Raw genomic sequence first — 14,900 nt, forward strand, 5'->3', positions numbered from 1 at the left:
GGACCTTTGACCGGTGACGCTTGGCCCCGGTCGGGCTATAGAAACGGCCATGGAAGCGGATGGCAAGAACCTGCGTCGTGGCTGGACCACGGGAACCTGCGCGGCGGCGGCCAGCAAGGCGGCCTGTCTTGCCCTCGTTTCCGGAAAGTTCCCCGATATGATCGAGGTGACTTTGCCCGGCGGGCAGACGCCATCCTTCGCGCTCGCCGTCGAAGAAACCGGCGAGGGATTTGCGAGAGCCGGGATCGTCAAGGATGCCGGCGATGATCCGGATGTCACGCACGGCGCGCTGATCAAAAGCACCGTGCGGCGCGGCGCGGCGGGCAGCGGCATCACCTTCAAGGCCGGCGAAGGCGTCGGCACCGTCACCCGTGCCGGCCTGCCTCTCCCCGTCGGCGAGCCCGCGATCAATCCGGTGCCGCGCAAGATGATCGCCCAGGCGATCGCCGAGGTCGCCGGCGCCGAGGCCGATTTTGAGGTGGAGATTTCCGTCGCCGATGGCGAGAAGATCGCCGAGAAGACGCTGAACGGCCGGCTGGGGATCCTGGGCGGCATTTCCATCCTCGGCACGACGGGAATCGTCATTCCCTTTTCCTGCTCGGCCTGGATTCATTCCATCTGGCGCGGCATCGATGTCGCGCGTGCGGCCGGCCTCACCCATGTGGCGGGTGCCACCGGCAACACGTCCGAAAAGGCGGTGCAGGCGCATCATGGATTGCACGAGATCGCGCTGATCGACATGGGCGATTTCGTCGGCGGCATGCTGAAATATCTGCGCGACCATCCAGTGCCGAAGGTTACCATCGCAGGCGGTGTCGCCAAGATGACCAAGCTCGCTCAGGGCATGCTCGACGTTCATTCCAAGCGTGGATTGGCCGATCTCGCGGCTCTGGCGAAACTGGCAAGCGAAGCCGGGGCGAGCGATGAGCTTGCGGCGCAGATTGCCGCTGCCAACACCGTGTCGCAGGCATTCGCACTCGCTGGCGAAAACGGCCTGGCATTGGGCGACCGGATTGCTGCGCTCGCCTGGAAGACTGCCGCCAAGGCGCTCAAGGATCCGCAGATCGCGCTGGAAATCCTGGTCTACGATCGCGAGGGCCGGTTGGTCGGCCAGACCGCGTTTACGCCGTCCGATCATTCGGAATCCTTATCGCCGGCCTGAGGCCAGCCGGGCCGGAAGCGGCGCACGTAATCGGCATTGTAAAGCTGGCTCTCGACGAAATCCGCAGCGCCCAGGCCCTTGCCGACGAAGATCAATGCCGTGCGTTCGGCGGGCTCCTCAGCCAGCTTCGCTTCGATGTCGGCAAGCGTGCCGCGGATGATCCGTTCCTCCGGCCAGGAGGCGCGCACCACGATCGCGACCGGGCAATCGGCGCCATAAAACGGCGTCAGTTCGGCTACGATACGGTCGAGCGCATGGATGGCGAGGTGGATCGCCAGCGTGGCGCCGGTCGCGCCGAAGGCCGCCAGCGTTTCGCCGTCCGGCATTTTCGAAGCGCGACCGGAAACGCGGGTAAGCACCAGGCTCTGCGCCACTTCCGGAATGGTCAGCTCTCGCCGCAGAGCTGCCGCGGCGGCGGCAAAGGAGGGCACGCCGGGAGTGAGGGTATAGTCGATGCCGTGCTTTTCCAGCCGGCGGATCTGTTCGGCAACGGCGCTCCAGACGGAAAGATCGCCGGAATGCAGCCGTGCGACATCCTTGCCGGCCTGATGTGCCGACACGTATTCCGCCTCAATATCGTCCAGCGACAGAGAGCCGGTATCGACGATCCGTGCATCCCTCGGGCAATAGTCGAGCAGTTCCTTCGGCATGATCGAGCCGGCGTAGAGGCAGACGGGCGAGCGGGCGAGAATATCGCGGCCACGCACGGTGATGAGGTCGGCGGCGCCTGGCCCGGCGCCGATGAAATGCACGGTCATGAATGGTCCTTCGAGCGTGCCAGCGCGCAGGTAGCGCCATCGGCGATCAGTCGCGCGACAATCAGTTCCGAAGCCTCGCCGGCAGCCGCCAGTGCCGCGGCTTCGGAAAGGCTCGGTGTGGCGGTTTGGGCAAGGCTGTGTTTCGAAACGGTTTTAGTGCGGGCTTCAGCGTGTTTGAGTGCAGCCGCGTCGAGAATGCGCAAGGTCAGGCCCAGCCGTTCGGCGAGCTCGATCATTCCCGGCTCATGCCGCTTGATCTCGCCGGTCGCCAGTATGGAAACGGATTCACGCGGAATATTCGCCTCGGCGCAGGCAGCAGTCAGCGCCGAAAGCAACGCTTCCGCAGATGTCCCTTTGCGGCAGCCGAGACCCGCGGCAATCATGGCTTCACTCCGGGTTTCGTCCAGCTCCATTGGGTAACCGGCATGGCCGGTTTCCAGCCCGACATGCCGCCGATCGGGGCCGCGCGCGAAACCTCCATGCGGATCAGCTCGCCGCCGAGTTTCGCATGCGCCGCCAGAAGGACTGCCTCCATTTCCAGCGTCACGGCATTGGCGACTATCCGCCCGCCTGGCTTCAGCGCATCCAGGGCCGTGTCGAAAACGCCGGGCTCGCTGCCACCTCCGCCGATAAAGATCGCATCCGGCGGCGGCAGGCCGGCCAGAGCCACCGGGGCTTCGCCTTCGACGATGCGCAGGCCCGGCACGCCGAATGCCGCGGCATTCCGCCTGATCCGTGCTGCACGATTGGCGTTGGCTTCGATCGCAATGGCTTTCAGGGAAGGATCGGCCAGCATCCATTCGATGCCGATCGAACCCGATCCGGCGCCGATATCCCACAGCAGTTCGCCACGGTGCGGAGCCAGTGCCGAGAGCGTCAGCGCCCGGATTTCACGCTTGGTGATCTGCCCGTCATGTTCGAACAGCGTATCGTCCAACCCGACGACGCGCGGAAGGATAAAGGCCCCGGCTTCGACCTTTACGTCGATGGCGACGACATTCAGCACATCGATATCCGATAGCGCGAACTTATCTGCCCGCTGCGAACGGATACGTTCCGCCGCGCCGCCCAGAGATTCCAGAACGGTTATCCGAGAAGGCCCGAAACCGGTGCGGGACAATAGCTCCGCCAGCGCCGCCGGCCCGTTCTCATCGGATGTGAGCGCGATGATCCGCCGACCCGGATGAAGCGACGGCCGAATGAGTTCGAGTGGCCGACCGTGCAGTGACACCGTTTCGATGTCCTGAAGCGGCCAGCCAAGCCTTGAGGCGGCCAGCGAAAAGGCCGAGGGGGCCGGATAGGCGGCATATTCTTCAGGCGCGACATGGCGGGACAGCGTGACGCCGACGCCGAAGAAAAAGGGGTCTCCGGAGGCCAGCACGCAGACGTTCTGGCCACGCAGCGCGACGACATCGCGCATCGTCGGGTCAAACGGTGTCGGCCACGGCCGGGCCTCGCCGGTGATCAGGGTGGCTGCCAGTTCCAGATGCCGTCTGCCGCCGAAGACCACGGCGGCAGAGGTAATCGCCGCGCGGGCATTTTCGCCGAGGCCCGCGACCCCATCCTCGCCGATGCCGACGATGGACAGCCAGCGGCTTTGGTTTAAAGGTTTCTGCGCTGATTCAGGAGGCATCGTGCAACGCTCCATCCTCATTCTCGGCGGCACGGCGGAAGCTCGCGCGCTGGCCGGAAAGCTCGCTGGTGATCCACGGTTTACTGTCGAGCTGTCGCTTGCCGGCCGCACGCGCATGCCGGCCGAGCAACCCGTGCCGGTGCGTGTCGGCGGTTTTGGCGGTACCGAAGGGCTTGCCGCTTATCTCCGACAAAAAGGCGTCTCTATCCTGATCGACGCGACGCATCCTTATGCGGCGCAGATTTCCCGCAATGCTGCTCGATCTGCCGAGATTTCCGGCGTTCCACTGGTCGCCTTGCGGCGCTCGCCCTGGCTGCGGCAGCACGGTGATCGCTGGATCGAAGTCGAGAGCGTTGCCGATGCGGTCCACATCCTGGGAGTGGTCCCGCGAAAAACCTTCCTGACGCTCGGACGTCAGGAGCTTCTGCCCTTCGAGGCTGCGCCGCAGCACGCCTATTTGGTCCGCAGCGTTGATCCGGTCGAGCCGCCGCTTGCCGTCCCTAACGCGGTCTATTTGACGGCGCGCGGTCCGTTCCGGCAGGCGGACGAGGCCAGCCTTCTGCAGGACCATGGCATCGAGGTCATCGTCGCCAAGAACAGCGGCGGGCCGGCGAGCTACGGGAAGATCGCCGCTGCGCGCGATCTCGGCATCGACGTCATTCTGATCCGCCGTCCGGACCTGCCGGATGTGCCGTCCGTCGAAACTGTCGGTGAAATGCTGGCTTGGCTCGATCATGTGCCAGCGCCTTTGAAATAACGCGGGGAATAGACGATTGGCCGCTGGTTCTCCCGCTCGATCACCCGCGTTTCCGCGGTGCCGACGATCACGCAGGTCGCCATGTCGGCCATGTCGCTTCTCGCGTCTGACAACAGCACGACACGGATAGCCTCATCCGGCCGGCCGGCGGCTCTGCCGAAGATCACCGGCACGGTGGCGGGCAGATGGGCGCGCAGAATATCGAAGGCCTCGCCGAGCTGATGCGGACGCGCCTTGCTGACCGGATTGTAAAAGGCCATCACGAAACCGGCCGTCGCCGCGGCGATCAGCCGTTTCTCGATCACGTCCCAGGGCTTCAGATTGTTCGAAAGCGAGATGGCGCAGAAATCATGACCGAGCGGCGCACCGGCTTTGGCCGCGACGGCCAACATGGCGGTGATGCCGGGAACGACCGAAAAATCGATCTGGCGCCATAAGGCTGGACCTTCGTCGATCGCCTCGCAGACCGCGGCGGCCATGGCGAATACGCCGGGATCGCCGCCCGAGACGACACAGACCTTGCCTCCGCCAGCCGCCATTTCGAGCGCGGCGCGGGCGCGCGCCAGTTCTTCCCGGTTATCGGATGCATGGCGGCGTTGGTCGGGCCGGAGGTTCAGCCGGTCGATATAGGGAAAATAGCCGAAAAAATCCTCTGCGGCCGCAACTGCGGTGAGAGCCTCCGGTGTCATCTGGTCCGGGTTGCCGGGGCCGAGGCCAACGACGGTCAGCGAACCCGCTTTCATGGCCGGGCCTTCCAGCCGGGCACGAGGACGATCGAGAAATAGGGAGCCGGGCTCTCGTCGCGCTCTTCCAGTCTTTGAGCGGTCCCGTTTGCCATGGTGCCACGCTCCACGTAAAGCGCGCCGGACAGCTTGCCGACCGAGGCCAGCGCTCGCCGGATCTTTGGCAGGTTGCGGCCGACTTTCATGATCACTGCGCCGTCGGTGTTTCCGAGCCGCTCCGCGAGCTTCTCTTCGGACAGTGTGCCGGGCAGCACGCTCAAGATATCGTCGCCCTGGACGAGCGGCATTCCGGTCATCGACCAGCAGCCGGACATGGCGGTGACGCCTGCCACGACTTCCGCCTGGTAGCGGTCGGCCAGCCGTACATGCAGGTGCATGTAGGATCCGTAGAACAGCGGATCGCCCTCGCTCAGCACGGCGACATTCTTGCCGGCATCGAGGAGCGTGGCGATGTCGTCCGCGGAGCGATCGAAGAAATCGGCGATCGGGCCGCGATAATCGGCCTCGTCCTTGTGGGTCTCGACCGTGACCGGATAGACCAGCGGCAGTTCGAGCGTGCCCGGACGGATATGCGCCTCGACGATGGCGCGGCCGTTGCCGCTCGAGCCTTTCTTGCAGAAGAAGGCGATCACATCCGCTTCGTTGATGGCGCGTACCGCCTTCAGCGTCAGCAGTTCGGGATCGCCGGGTCCGGTGCCGACGCCTGTGAGCTTGCCCTTGAGGAGTGCGGCGTTCACAGTCCGGCCCTCGCCAGTGCATTGACGCAGGCAGCCGTCATCGCCGAGCCGCCCATGCGGCCGCGCACGATCGCATAGGGAATGCCGAGCGTCGCCTCCATCAGCGCTTCCTTGGATTCCGCTGCACCGACGAAACCGACCGGCATGCCGATGATCGCGGCCGGTCGCGGCGCGCCAGCATCCAGCATTTCGAGCAGGCGGAACAGCGCGGTCGGAGCATTGCCGATCGCGACTACCGCGCCTTCTAGGTCGTCCCAGAGGTCGAGCGCTGCTGCCGAGCGGGTGTTGCCGAGCGTTTTTGCAAGCTCGATCGTGCGGCTGTCGCGCAGCGTGCAGATCACCTGGTTGTGGGCCGGCAGGCGGGCGCGGGTAATGCCGTGCGCCACCATTTCGGCGTCGCAATAGATCGGCTTGCCGGCATGAAGCGCGCCGCGCGCCTGGGCCACGAAATCCTTGGAAAACCGGAAATGCTGAGCCGCCTCGACCAGCCCGCAGGCGTGGATCATGCGCACCGCGATATCGGCCTGTTCCGACGAGAAGGGCGAGAGGTCCGCTTCTTCGCGGATGATGGCGAAGGATTTTTCGTAGATCGCGTCGCCTTCGCGGATGTAATCGTAACTGTTCATGGTCGTCCTGACATAACGGCCGCAGCAAGCCGGCGCGGTCCCAGACGGGCGAGGCAGGCTGCGGAATTTTCACCGGTTTGCCGCTCGTTACGGACGAGATCGGCGATGCGGCGAAGGGAGTTGTTGGTATCGGCAAAAGCGACCGAGGCAAAGGGCTCGTCGGCCGCTTTTCCTTGTGTGATCAGCGAAAGACCGGCGGTGGTTCCGCAAAATGCAAGCGCGGAGGGTTCGGGATGGGCGCAGCCCTTGGGGCAGCCGGTCACGTGCAGCTTGAACGAACCGTCCAGCAGGTCGCCGCAATCCTCTGCCGCTTTGGCGGCGAGTTCATGGGTGGCGATGGTCGCGGAATTGCAGGCCGGGCTTCCAGAGCAGGCGGCAATGGCCGAACGTGGATCGCTCGGCGAGGTGACGAAGCCGTTGCCGCCGGCAAAGGCGGTCAGCGCCTCGCAGGCGGTTTGAGCGGCGAAAAACAGGAGCGAATGATCGAAGGCCGGTTTCAGGGATTGTATTCCGAGACGCTCGGCTTCATCGCAAAGGGCGATCAGGTCCTCGGCTTTCGCCTGACCGAAGGCCGGGCCGATGCCTGCTGCAAAAAGGTTATTGGAAACGTGGAAGGTGTCGAAAGGTGAGGCCGCGTGGTTGACGCCGTTGTTCTTCGGCAGTCCGGCCGCGAGGTCGCGGCCCCGGGCCCTCGTCCCCATCACTGCAAGCTTGCGAAGCAGTTCCAGGGTCGCGGAGATTGCATCTGTTTCACGTAAAACATTGAAAACGCGGCCGGTTGCTTCCGTGTCGCCCAGAAGCAGCTTCCAGCGCATGCCTTCCTCGTTGGAAATGGCAACGAGCCGGATATCGGCCAGTAGGTCGGAAAGCCGGAGCTGTCCGCCACCGTCAACCACCACCGACATCTTCGGCGCGAGGCCGACAATCTCGCGTGCAGCTTGGCGGATCGCCTCGGCTATAGGCCGCGGGTCGGCGATCTCGGTCGCGTCAACCCCGGCCAAGGGCGGGGTTTCGACCGCGAGGCCATCGCGAAGCGGCAGGTTCAGGGCGCGGATCTCGGCGTCGAGAAGAGGGGCCGAGGTCCCACTCAATCCCCGGACCTGCAGGTTGCCGCGCGCGGAGATATCGAGAATGCCGTTGCCGTGGCGCCGTGCCAGCCGGCAGAGTTCGGCCAGTTGTGTCGGGGTGATCGCATCGGTCAGCGCCACGCGGGCGAGAAGCCCGTCACCGGTCATCATCGGCGCCGACAGGGCGGGGCAGGCGCCGCGGCGCATGTCCAGCGTGCTTCGATCGAGGGAGAGTGCCGTCATGCGACCTTCTCCCGCGTGAGCATTTCGAGCTCGGCATCGACCGCGTTGCGGCGGGGATGCCAGAGGCCGCGGCGAAGCGCGGAGCGAAACCGCTCGGCCATGAAGCGCGCACCTTCCGGGTTCTGGATCAGCAGGAAATCGCGGACGGAATCGTCGCCGAGATAAGCGTCGTAAGTTGCCTCGATCAGCGACTGGGGAATGGCATGGGTGGTCTCGGCAAAACCGATCAGCCGGTCGACCGTCTCCACCAGTTCGGCGGCGCCGCGCGGACCATGGCGCATCTGACCGGCGATGAAACGCGCGTTGACGGCGCGGGCGCGCACCACGCGGGTCACCGCTTCGGAGATCGAGCGGGCGCGGGGCTTTTGCGGATCGGTCGTGTCGAGCGCGATCACGTCCGCCTTGCCGCCGAGTGCTGCGACCGCCGCCGAAAATCCGCCGATGAAGGCGACATCGGCCGAGCCGTCCAGCAGGTCGCGGCCGGGATCGTCGCCGGTATGGACCAGAAGGTCGGCCGTCCCGATGCGGTTTGCGAATTGGCCGGGCACATGGCTGGCGTCGCCTTCGGCACCGCCAAAGGCATGGCTCGTGGCGTCGAGATAGAGACGGCCGAGTTCTTCACGTTCCGTCCAGGCGCCATCCGCGAGCTTTTCCTCGATACCGGCGCCGTAGGTGCCGGGCGCGGAGCCAAATATGCGCGGCGGTACGTGTCCGAGCTTATCCGCTTCTTCCGCAAGAGGATTGTCGCCCGGCGCTTCCTCGCGGGCGGCGATGGCGCGCATGGCGGCGTCGAGCAAAGCGATGAGAGCCGGAAACATGTCGCGGAACAGGCCGGAAATCCTCAAGCTCACGTCGACGCGCGGGCGGCCGAGCGCTGCCGGCGGCAGGACTTCGATACCGGTGACACGGCCGGTCGCCATATCCTGAACCGGTCTTGCGCCCATCAGCGCCAGAACCTGGGCGACTTCTTCGCCGCCGCTACGCAGAGACGCGCTGCCCCAGAGATCGAAAACGAGGCTTTTCGGCCAGTCGCCGTGGTCCTGCAGGTAACGTCGCAGGATTTCGTTGGCCGCGCGTTTGCCGAGTTCGAAGGCAGTCGGGGTCGGCAGCGTGCGGGGATCGCTGGCGAAGAGGTTGCGGCCGGTCGGCATCACGTCGCGGCGGCCGCGCGCCGGGGCTCCGGATGGGCCGGGGCGAATATGTTTTCCGTCCAGCGCGTCGAGCAAAGCCTGGCGTTCAGTTTCGGCGCTTCGAACGCGAAGCGGATCGTCGTCGCCGGGCGCGACCTGCCCGAAGACGTGCTGGCCGTCCTTGATGGCGAAATCCTTGAGATCACAGAGAAAGGCGTCGATGCGGGTGAGTGCCATATCCGGATCGTCATCATTTGAGACACCGGCCTCGCCGGCCAGCCCGGTATCGCGGGCGGTCTCGACGATCAGCTTGGCCAGCCGGTCGCGGCGGCGGCGATCCAGCCCGTCGGCCTGGGCATATTCGTCCACCAGCAGTTCCAGCTTCTTCTGTTCGTCGGAAAGTCCGGCACCGGCCAGAACCGGCGGCAGATGGCCGATGGTGACGGCGGCAATCCGCCTTTTGCCGACCGCGGCCTCGCCCGGATTGGAGACGATGAAGGGATAGATGACCGGCAGTCCACCGGTGACGATCTCGGGGAAGCAGCTTTTTGACAAAGCCACGGTCTTGCCCGGCAGCCATTCGAGCGTCCCGTGCGCGCCGACATGGACGATCGCATGGGCGTCGAGCGTCTTGCGCATCCATTGGCCAAACGCGATCAGCGCGTGGCGGGGAGGCAGGTCGGGGCTGTGGTAGTCGGCGCGGCGCTCGGAGTTTCGGCCGCGATCGGGCGCGAGTGCAACAGTGACATTGCCGAAGCTTGCGGCGCGGAACCGGAAAGCGCCGCCTTCCAGGTCTTCATCCAGCTCGGCTGCGCCCCAAGCCGCTTCTGCTGCGGCTACGGAGCTGTAGGCGGCGAGCGCATGGGTGGCGGATTTTGCACTCAGGTGATCGAGAAGATCACGGGAGTTCTCGGGAATATCCGAAACATCATAGCCGGCTACGGATAGCTCGCGCATCATCACGAGTACGCTTTGCGGAACGTCCAGACCGACGGCATAACCGGTGCGTCCCGGTGCGCTCGGATAGTCCGGCATCAGGATGACGATTCGGCGTTCGGCACGCGGCGCGGCTTTCAAGCGAAGGAAAGCGGCGATACGGTCGACGACCTGTTCAACCCGGTCCGGTTCCGGCTGGTTGACGAGGTGCGCGGAATTGTCCCCCGCCTTGAAGGAAATCGCGCCGGCCAGGATGCGTCCGTCGAGCTCCGGCAGGACGACATGCATGGCGAGGTCGGCGGGGTTGAGGCCGCGCCGGTTTTCTGCCCAGCCTTCGCGCCGTGTGGTGGCGACGACGATCTGGAACACCGGCACGCCGGTGCGGTCGAAAATCGTTTCGCCGTTCTCGTCCGTGCCGCTGGCAAAGGCGGTGGTCGAAAGGATCGCCGTGGGCTTGAGATCCAAGATTGCCTGTTCGACGAAGGCGACGGCGTCGGCATCCTTCAGGCCGGAGACAAAGACGGGTACCGGCGCGAAGCCGCGGTTAGCCAGCGCCTCGAACAGTGCGTCGATCGGTGCGGCGTCATTAGCAAGCAGCATGGACCGGTAGAACAGGATCGGCAGGCGCGGTGCATCCGGTGCAAGGCCGCCAAGAAGGTCATCGGCCTCGACGATGCCCGTTCCCGGCTTGTAGCAGCCGGCCTTCGGCATTGGTGCTGCCTGTGGCAGAGGTTCCGTTCCACCCTCGGCCAGGGCCGTCAGCAATTTTGCGAGGAGCCGCATATTGTCCGGCCCGCCTTCGCGGAAGCAGGACAGAAGGCCGGCGAGCTGGTTTTCCGAGACCGTGGAGGCCGCGGCGAGCCGCTCGTCGCGGATGCTGCATTCGCCGGGCAGCAGCGCCAGCATGATCTTCTTCGAGCGCGCCAGTCGCGAAAGTTCCTCGACGCCGTAGGACCAGCGGTCATAGCCGCCGAGGATGCGTACGAGGATAACTTTGGCATGCGCCGCCGTCTTCTCGATCCACAGGTCCACCGACATGGGGTGGCGGAGATCGGAGAGGTTGGTGAGGCGGATAGTTGGAGGAATGGGGGGACTAAGCTTGCCCGAGTTGTGTTCGGAGGGGCCACCCCCCTCTGGCCTGCCGGCCATCTCCCCCTCAGGGGGGGAGATCGAATCGTGGCTAGGCCTCGCGTCACTCCGGCGTTGGCTTTTGAGGGAGGCGGGTGCATCTTGCCAATCTCCCCCCTTGAGGGGGAGATGGCCGGCAGGCCAGAGGGGGGTATCGCTCCCGCCGCCTGCAGGCTTATTCCACACGGCAGCAATGCCGTTCAGGTCGCTGCCGGAAAAGGACAGCACCACCACATCGGCCGGCGACTGGTTGAGGTCGACCGGTTCGATCAGGTCGTCGAGCGACGACGATGTGGTGGCGAGTATATGCATCCTTTTCTCAGACTGCTTCCTATGACCCCGTCAGGCGGCCAGCATCCTTTCGATCGCTGCGCGATCGATGCCCTTTTCGCCGATCACGACGAGGCGGCTTGCCCGCGCTTCGCCCGGCGCCCAGGCGCGGTCGAAATAATGGTTCACGCGCGATCCTACCGCCTGAACCTGCAGGCGCATCGGCTTGTTCGCGACTTCCACAAAGCCTTTTATGCGCAGCACGTTTTCCGCTTCCGCCGTCGCCGAGATACGGGCGGCCAGGCTTTCGGCATCGGTCACTGCGGCCAAGTCGACGACGAAACTGTCGAAATCGTCGTGATCGTGGTCGAGTTCGTCGTCATGATGGGTCTTGCGGTTTTCGATATCGTCCTCAACGGCGAGGCCGAGACCGATCAGCACGGCCGGGTCGATGGCGCCATTGGCGGCCGAGACGATCTTGACGGCCCGCGGCAGATGTGCGGCGACGCGGTCCCTGGCGATTGCCAGCCCGCCGGCATCGAGAAGGTCGCTCTTGGTCAGCACGATCATGTCGGCGCAGGCCACCTGGTCCTCGAACACTTCCTCGACCGGATCGTCGTGGTCGATCGAGCCGTCCGCCTGGCGTTGGGCTTCGAGCGCTTCATGGTCATCGGCAACGCGGCCCTCGGCGAGCGCCAGCCCGTCGACCACGGCAATCACTGCGTCAACCGTCACGCGTGCCTTGACGTCCGGCCATTGGAAGGCCTGGACGAGCGGCTTCGGCAGGGCGAGGCCGGAGGTTTCGATGAGGATATGGTCGACGCGCGGTTCGATGGCGAGGATCTGGTCGATCGCCGGCACGAAATCGTCCGCCACGGTGCAGCAGATGCAGCCGTTGGCAAGCTCGATGATGTTGTCTTCCGGGCAGCTTTCGATGCCGCAGCCTTTCAGCACCTCGCCGTCGATGCCGACATCGCCGAATTCGTTGACGATGATCGCCAGCCGCTTGCCCTTGAGGTTCTCAATCAGGTTTCGGATCAGCGTGGTCTTGCCGGCTCCCAGAAACCCGGTAACGACGGTGCAGGGAACGCGGTCGAACGAAACGCTCATGATGGCATGTCCTCGTGGTGATGAAAGGGTGGAATACGGGCCGTCATGCCCTTGCCGCGCAGGCAGGTCGGGCGGCCGCGAAGGGGAAGGAAACCGCGCTCGTCCTCGGCCAGCATCATCGCTCCGGTGACGATGTCCTCGACATTGTCGAGCGACAGATGCCCGAAGACATAGGACCAGCCGCTCTTGTGGTTGAAGGCGGCGCTCGGGCTCTTTTCGCAATTGGCGAGGCAGGTGACCGGCTTGACGGCGAGCGGCTTGCCGGCGGCCGCTTCGCGTAGCGCCGCGATCAGGGCGATGCCCGGCCGGATTTCGCCGTCGGAGGCGTCACGGCAATTCGTGCAGACGAAAATCGTCACATCTGCCGGGCCGGCGGTCGCCGGATCATCTGGTCGGTGGTCACTCATCGGTCAGCCGCGTTCCCGCCGGGGTCGAAAAATCGGGGCGCGGAGCAGAGGGCCAAAACCGCCTGCGGTGATCGAGAAACTTCCTCCGGAGCACCCCGCCCGGTGAAGCAAAATTATCGGACGGCAGGTCTCCTGGCTCGCGGGTCGTCGCCATTTGCCTGCCTTCCCGGATTTCTCCAGTGGCCTCTCGGCAAACGGCTCGCCGCCTACAGTTGCGGGGGCAGCCGCGGCATTGATCCTTGGGAAAGGATCGCACCGCATTCTCTCTTAGCCCTCCCCGTTGCCGGAAAGGGACCATCTCGTTTCAAGTAAGCCCGGTCGCACACCCATGTCAATGCGTCGCAAAGGCGATTGCCGTGAGGCTGAATTCGTCTATAGTGACCCAGCCTATGGTGCCCGGAAGGGTTTTAGAGGGAATGCGGTGCGACGAATTCTATCGTTTAACCCGCGGCTGCCCCCGCAACTGTAAGCGGAAAGTCTTTGCCCAAAACGGCCGTTCGGCCGTCAAGCCACTGGAGAAATCCGGGAAGGCGGGTAAAGGCGTCCGATCCGCGAGCCAGGAGACCTGCCAGAGGCGGCAAAGAACGTAGAATGGCCCTCGGGTGGAGGGCGAAAGGACGAGACCATGGTACTGAATTCTGCTGCAGCTGCAGTCAGCATTTCCGCTTCGAAGATCATTCCCCTCAGCATGACGGCCCTGCTCGGCCTGTTCATCGTCGGCTTTGTCGGCTTCTCGCATCTGGAAGTCGTCCACAATGCCGCGCATGACACGCGCCACTCGCTCGCCTTCCCCTGCCACTGAGGAGATCCCCTACATGTCGCTGTTTCGTAACATCGTCTTCACGGCGGTGATCGCCGGGCTTTTGTCCGGATTGCTGCTCACCGTAATGCAGAGCTTCTCCACTGTGCCGCTGATCCTGCAGGCGGAAGTATTCGAAAATGCTGCACCCGAGGCGGGCCATAGTCATGGCGCCGCGCCCTCGGCACCCGGCGCCGCGGCACCTGCTGCCGATCACCACCATGAGGAAGAGGCCTGGGCGCCTGCTGACGGCTTCGAGCGCTTCATCTATACGCTCGCCGCAGACATGCTGTCCGGCATCGGTTTTGCCCTCGTCCTCATCGCCGTTTCGGAAGCCTTCGGCGGCTTCAAGGGCTGGCGCAGCGGCCTTATGTTCGGTATTGCCGGCTTCCTCACCGTCATCCTCGCGCCGGGCCTCGGCCTGCCGCCGGAACTGCCCGGCATGCCGGCTGCCGAACTCGGACCGCGCCAGATCTGGTGGGTCTCGACGGCTGTCTGTACTGCAATCGGCCTCGGCCTTCTCGTCTATACGCGCTCGGCCGTGTTCGCTGCGCTGGCTATCGTGCTGCTGATCGCTCCGCATCTCGTCGGCGCGCCGCTGCCGCCCAGCCATGAAACCGCGGTTCCGATGGATCTCTATGCCCGCTTCGTCAACGCGGTCTATGCCACCAACCTGGTGTTCTGGGCCGTTCTCGGCGCGCTTACCGGAGTGATCCGCGAAAGATTCCGGGCTGGCGAGGAAGTTTCTGCCGGGACCCCGGCGAGGCTTGCTTCCCGGTGAAGGAGATCGACGAGGCCGCAGCCGAGCGCCATCGCGCCAAGATGGCGAACCGCAAGGCGGTGCAGGATGCGGAAGTGGCGGAGAAGACCCAGGAAAAGGGTCTTCTCATCGTCCATACCGGATCCGGCAAGGGCAAATCCACCGCCGCCTTCGGCCTGGCGCTGCGCATGCTCGGCAACAATCGCCGGGTCGGCGTGGTGCAGTTCATCAAGGGCGCCTGGTCGACCGGGGAGCAGCCGGCGCTTGCCGTCTTCGGCGATCGCGTCGTCTGGCACACGATGGGCGAGGGTTTCACCTGGGAAACTCAGGACCTGAAGCGGGATGTCGCCGCGGCGGAAAAGGCCTGGGAAAAGGCGCTCGAGCTGATGGCGGACGAGACGATCGGGCTCGTCATCCTCGACGAACTCAACATCGCGCTGCGTTATGACTACCTCGACCTCGATAACATCGTCTCGGCGCTCCAGGCGCGGCGACCGGATCTGCATGTGGTCGTTACCGGCCGCAATGCCAAGCCTGCGCTGATCGAGGCGGCCGACATGGTCACCGAGATGACGCTGGTCAAGCATCACTTCAAGGCGGGCGTGAAGGCCCAGGCCGGCATCGAGTTTTAAGC

The 14,900-nt window shown here is 64.8% G+C and carries 15 protein-coding genes and 2 riboswitches; of the genes, 5 read left to right on the forward strand and 10 right to left on the reverse strand.

From position 1 onward, the window contains the following. Nucleotides 1-49 precede the first annotated feature (49 nt). Nucleotides 50-1,162, forward strand: a complete 1,113-nt coding sequence (locus tag PMI07_RS05800; RefSeq protein WP_037085287.1) for a cobalt-precorrin-5B (C(1))-methyltransferase — start codon at nt 50-52, stop codon at nt 1,160-1,162. Here the strand turns inward: PMI07_RS05800 and cobM are convergent. Genes cobM through PMI07_RS05815 form a run of 3 tightly spaced genes read right to left on the reverse strand, consistent with a single transcriptional unit; the run spans nt 1,135 to nt 3,553 of the window. Next, a complete protein-coding gene (cobM, locus tag PMI07_RS05805) occupies nt 1,135-1,920 on the reverse strand; it encodes a precorrin-4 C(11)-methyltransferase (protein WP_007774540.1) in 786 nt (261 codons plus the stop codon). The genes PMI07_RS05800 and cobM overlap by 28 nt on opposite strands. Continuing rightward, nucleotides 1,917-2,303, reverse strand: a complete 387-nt coding sequence (locus PMI07_RS05810) for a cobalamin biosynthesis protein (protein WP_024163596.1) — start codon at nt 2,301-2,303, stop codon at nt 1,917-1,919. The genes cobM and PMI07_RS05810 overlap by 4 nt, the downstream gene beginning before the upstream one ends. Further along, nucleotides 2,300-3,553: a bifunctional cobalt-precorrin-7 (C(5))-methyltransferase/cobalt-precorrin-6B (C(15))-methyltransferase gene (locus tag PMI07_RS05815; RefSeq protein WP_007754419.1), complete on the reverse strand. Its 1,254-nt coding sequence runs from the start codon at nt 3,551-3,553 to the stop codon at nt 2,300-2,302. Before PMI07_RS05815 ends, PMI07_RS05810 begins: the two co-directional genes overlap by 4 nt. A gap of 1 nt (nt 3,554) precedes the next feature. Between PMI07_RS05815 and PMI07_RS05820 the strand changes: the two genes are divergently transcribed. Then, the gene (locus tag PMI07_RS05820) at nt 3,555-4,310 is read left to right on the forward strand and encodes a cobalt-precorrin-6A reductase (protein ID WP_007754417.1); all 756 of its coding nucleotides are present in this window, start codon (nt 3,555-3,557) and stop codon (nt 4,308-4,310) included. On the opposite strand, the gene PMI07_RS05825 is transcribed toward PMI07_RS05820, so the two are convergent. From PMI07_RS05825 to PMI07_RS05855, 7 genes are read right to left on the reverse strand one after another with little or no spacing between them, the layout of a single operon-like run. After that, nucleotides 4,286-5,053: a precorrin-3B C(17)-methyltransferase gene (locus tag PMI07_RS05825; protein WP_007754415.1), complete on the reverse strand. Its 768-nt coding sequence runs from the start codon at nt 5,051-5,053 to the stop codon at nt 4,286-4,288. The two genes, PMI07_RS05820 and PMI07_RS05825, sit on opposite strands and share 25 nt — an antisense overlap. Further along, nucleotides 5,050-5,790, reverse strand: coding sequence for a precorrin-2 C(20)-methyltransferase (locus PMI07_RS05830; RefSeq protein ID WP_024163597.1), 741 nt, complete (start codon nt 5,788-5,790; stop codon nt 5,050-5,052). Before PMI07_RS05830 ends, PMI07_RS05825 begins: the two co-directional genes overlap by 4 nt. Further along, nucleotides 5,787-6,416 (reverse strand): precorrin-8X methylmutase, encoded by a 630-nt coding sequence (locus tag PMI07_RS05835; RefSeq protein WP_007769513.1) that lies wholly within the window; start codon nt 6,414-6,416, stop codon nt 5,787-5,789. Before PMI07_RS05835 ends, PMI07_RS05830 begins: the two co-directional genes overlap by 4 nt. Beyond that, a complete protein-coding gene (cobG, locus tag PMI07_RS05840; protein ID WP_007769512.1) occupies nt 6,413-7,726 on the reverse strand; it encodes a precorrin-3B synthase in 1,314 nt (437 codons plus the stop codon). Before cobG ends, PMI07_RS05835 begins: the two co-directional genes overlap by 4 nt. Then, nucleotides 7,723-11,232, reverse strand: coding sequence for a cobaltochelatase subunit CobN (gene cobN / locus PMI07_RS05845; protein ID WP_024163598.1), 3,510 nt, complete (start codon nt 11,230-11,232; stop codon nt 7,723-7,725). Before cobN ends, cobG begins: the two co-directional genes overlap by 4 nt. Nucleotides 11,233-11,262: 30 nt before the next feature. After that, nucleotides 11,263-12,300 carry a cobalamin biosynthesis protein CobW gene (gene cobW, locus PMI07_RS05850; RefSeq protein ID WP_007754894.1) on the reverse strand — a complete coding sequence of 346 codons (1,038 nt, stop codon included), beginning with the start codon at nt 12,298-12,300 and terminating at the stop codon, nt 11,263-11,265. Then, nucleotides 12,297-12,707 (reverse strand): DUF1636 domain-containing protein, encoded by a 411-nt coding sequence (locus tag PMI07_RS05855; RefSeq protein ID WP_007754893.1) that lies wholly within the window; start codon nt 12,705-12,707, stop codon nt 12,297-12,299. The genes cobW and PMI07_RS05855 overlap by 4 nt, the downstream gene beginning before the upstream one ends. A gap of 104 nt (nt 12,708-12,811) precedes the next feature. Further along, nucleotides 12,812-13,021, reverse strand: a riboswitch (cobalamin riboswitch). A gap of 59 nt (nt 13,022-13,080) precedes the next feature. Beyond that, a riboswitch (cobalamin riboswitch) is annotated at nt 13,081-13,295 on the forward strand. A gap of 37 nt (nt 13,296-13,332) precedes the next feature. Here PMI07_RS05855 and PMI07_RS05860 point away from each other — a divergent pair. Genes PMI07_RS05860 through cobO form a run of 3 tightly spaced genes read left to right on the forward strand, consistent with a single transcriptional unit; the run spans nt 13,333 to nt 14,898 of the window. Further along, nucleotides 13,333-13,509 carry a CbtB-domain containing protein gene (locus tag PMI07_RS05860; RefSeq protein ID WP_007754891.1) on the forward strand — a complete coding sequence of 59 codons (177 nt, stop codon included), beginning with the start codon at nt 13,333-13,335 and terminating at the stop codon, nt 13,507-13,509. Nucleotides 13,510-13,522: 13 nt separating this feature from the next. After that, nucleotides 13,523-14,287 (forward strand): CbtA family protein, encoded by a 765-nt coding sequence (locus PMI07_RS05865; protein WP_007754889.1) that lies wholly within the window; start codon nt 13,523-13,525, stop codon nt 14,285-14,287. After that, nucleotides 14,284-14,898, forward strand: coding sequence for a cob(I)yrinic acid a,c-diamide adenosyltransferase (gene cobO, locus PMI07_RS05870; RefSeq protein WP_007754888.1), 615 nt, complete (start codon nt 14,284-14,286; stop codon nt 14,896-14,898). Before PMI07_RS05865 ends, cobO begins: the two co-directional genes overlap by 4 nt. Nucleotides 14,899-14,900 lie beyond the last annotated feature (2 nt).

Source organism: Rhizobium sp. CF080, assembly GCF_000282095.2.
GTDB lineage: Bacteria > Pseudomonadota > Alphaproteobacteria > Rhizobiales > Rhizobiaceae > Neorhizobium.

Bases quoted from the DNA above. Each gene is read 5' to 3' on its own strand.
- PMI07_RS05800 (WP_037085287.1), top strand. From the start codon at position 50: ATGGAAGCGGATGGCAAGAACCTGCGTCGTGGCTGGACCACGGGAACC.
- cobM (WP_007774540.1), bottom strand. From the start codon at position 1,920: ATGACCGTGCATTTCATCGGCGCCGGGCCAGGCGCCGCCGACCTCATC.
- PMI07_RS05810 (WP_024163596.1), bottom strand. From the start codon at position 2,303: ATGATTGCCGCGGGTCTCGGCTGCCGCAAAGGGACATCTGCGGAAGCG.
- PMI07_RS05815 (WP_007754419.1), bottom strand. From the start codon at position 3,553: ATGCCTCCTGAATCAGCGCAGAAACCTTTAAACCAAAGCCGCTGGCTG.
- PMI07_RS05825 (WP_007754415.1), bottom strand. From the start codon at position 5,053: ATGAAAGCGGGTTCGCTGACCGTCGTTGGCCTCGGCCCCGGCAACCCG.
- PMI07_RS05835 (WP_007769513.1), bottom strand. From the start codon at position 6,416: ATGAACAGTTACGATTACATCCGCGAAGGCGACGCGATCTACGAAAAA.
- cobG (WP_007769512.1), bottom strand. From the start codon at position 7,726: ATGACGGCACTCTCCCTCGATCGAAGCACGCTGGACATGCGCCGCGGC.
- cobN (WP_024163598.1), bottom strand. From the start codon at position 11,232: ATGCATATACTCGCCACCACATCGTCGTCGCTCGACGACCTGATCGAA.
- cobW (WP_007754894.1), bottom strand. From the start codon at position 12,300: ATGAGCGTTTCGTTCGACCGCGTTCCCTGCACCGTCGTTACCGGGTTT.
- PMI07_RS05855 (WP_007754893.1), bottom strand. From the start codon at position 12,707: ATGAGTGACCACCGACCAGATGATCCGGCGACCGCCGGCCCGGCAGAT.
- PMI07_RS05860 (WP_007754891.1), top strand. From the start codon at position 13,333: ATGGTACTGAATTCTGCTGCAGCTGCAGTCAGCATTTCCGCTTCGAAG.
- PMI07_RS05865 (WP_007754889.1), top strand. From the start codon at position 13,523: ATGTCGCTGTTTCGTAACATCGTCTTCACGGCGGTGATCGCCGGGCTT.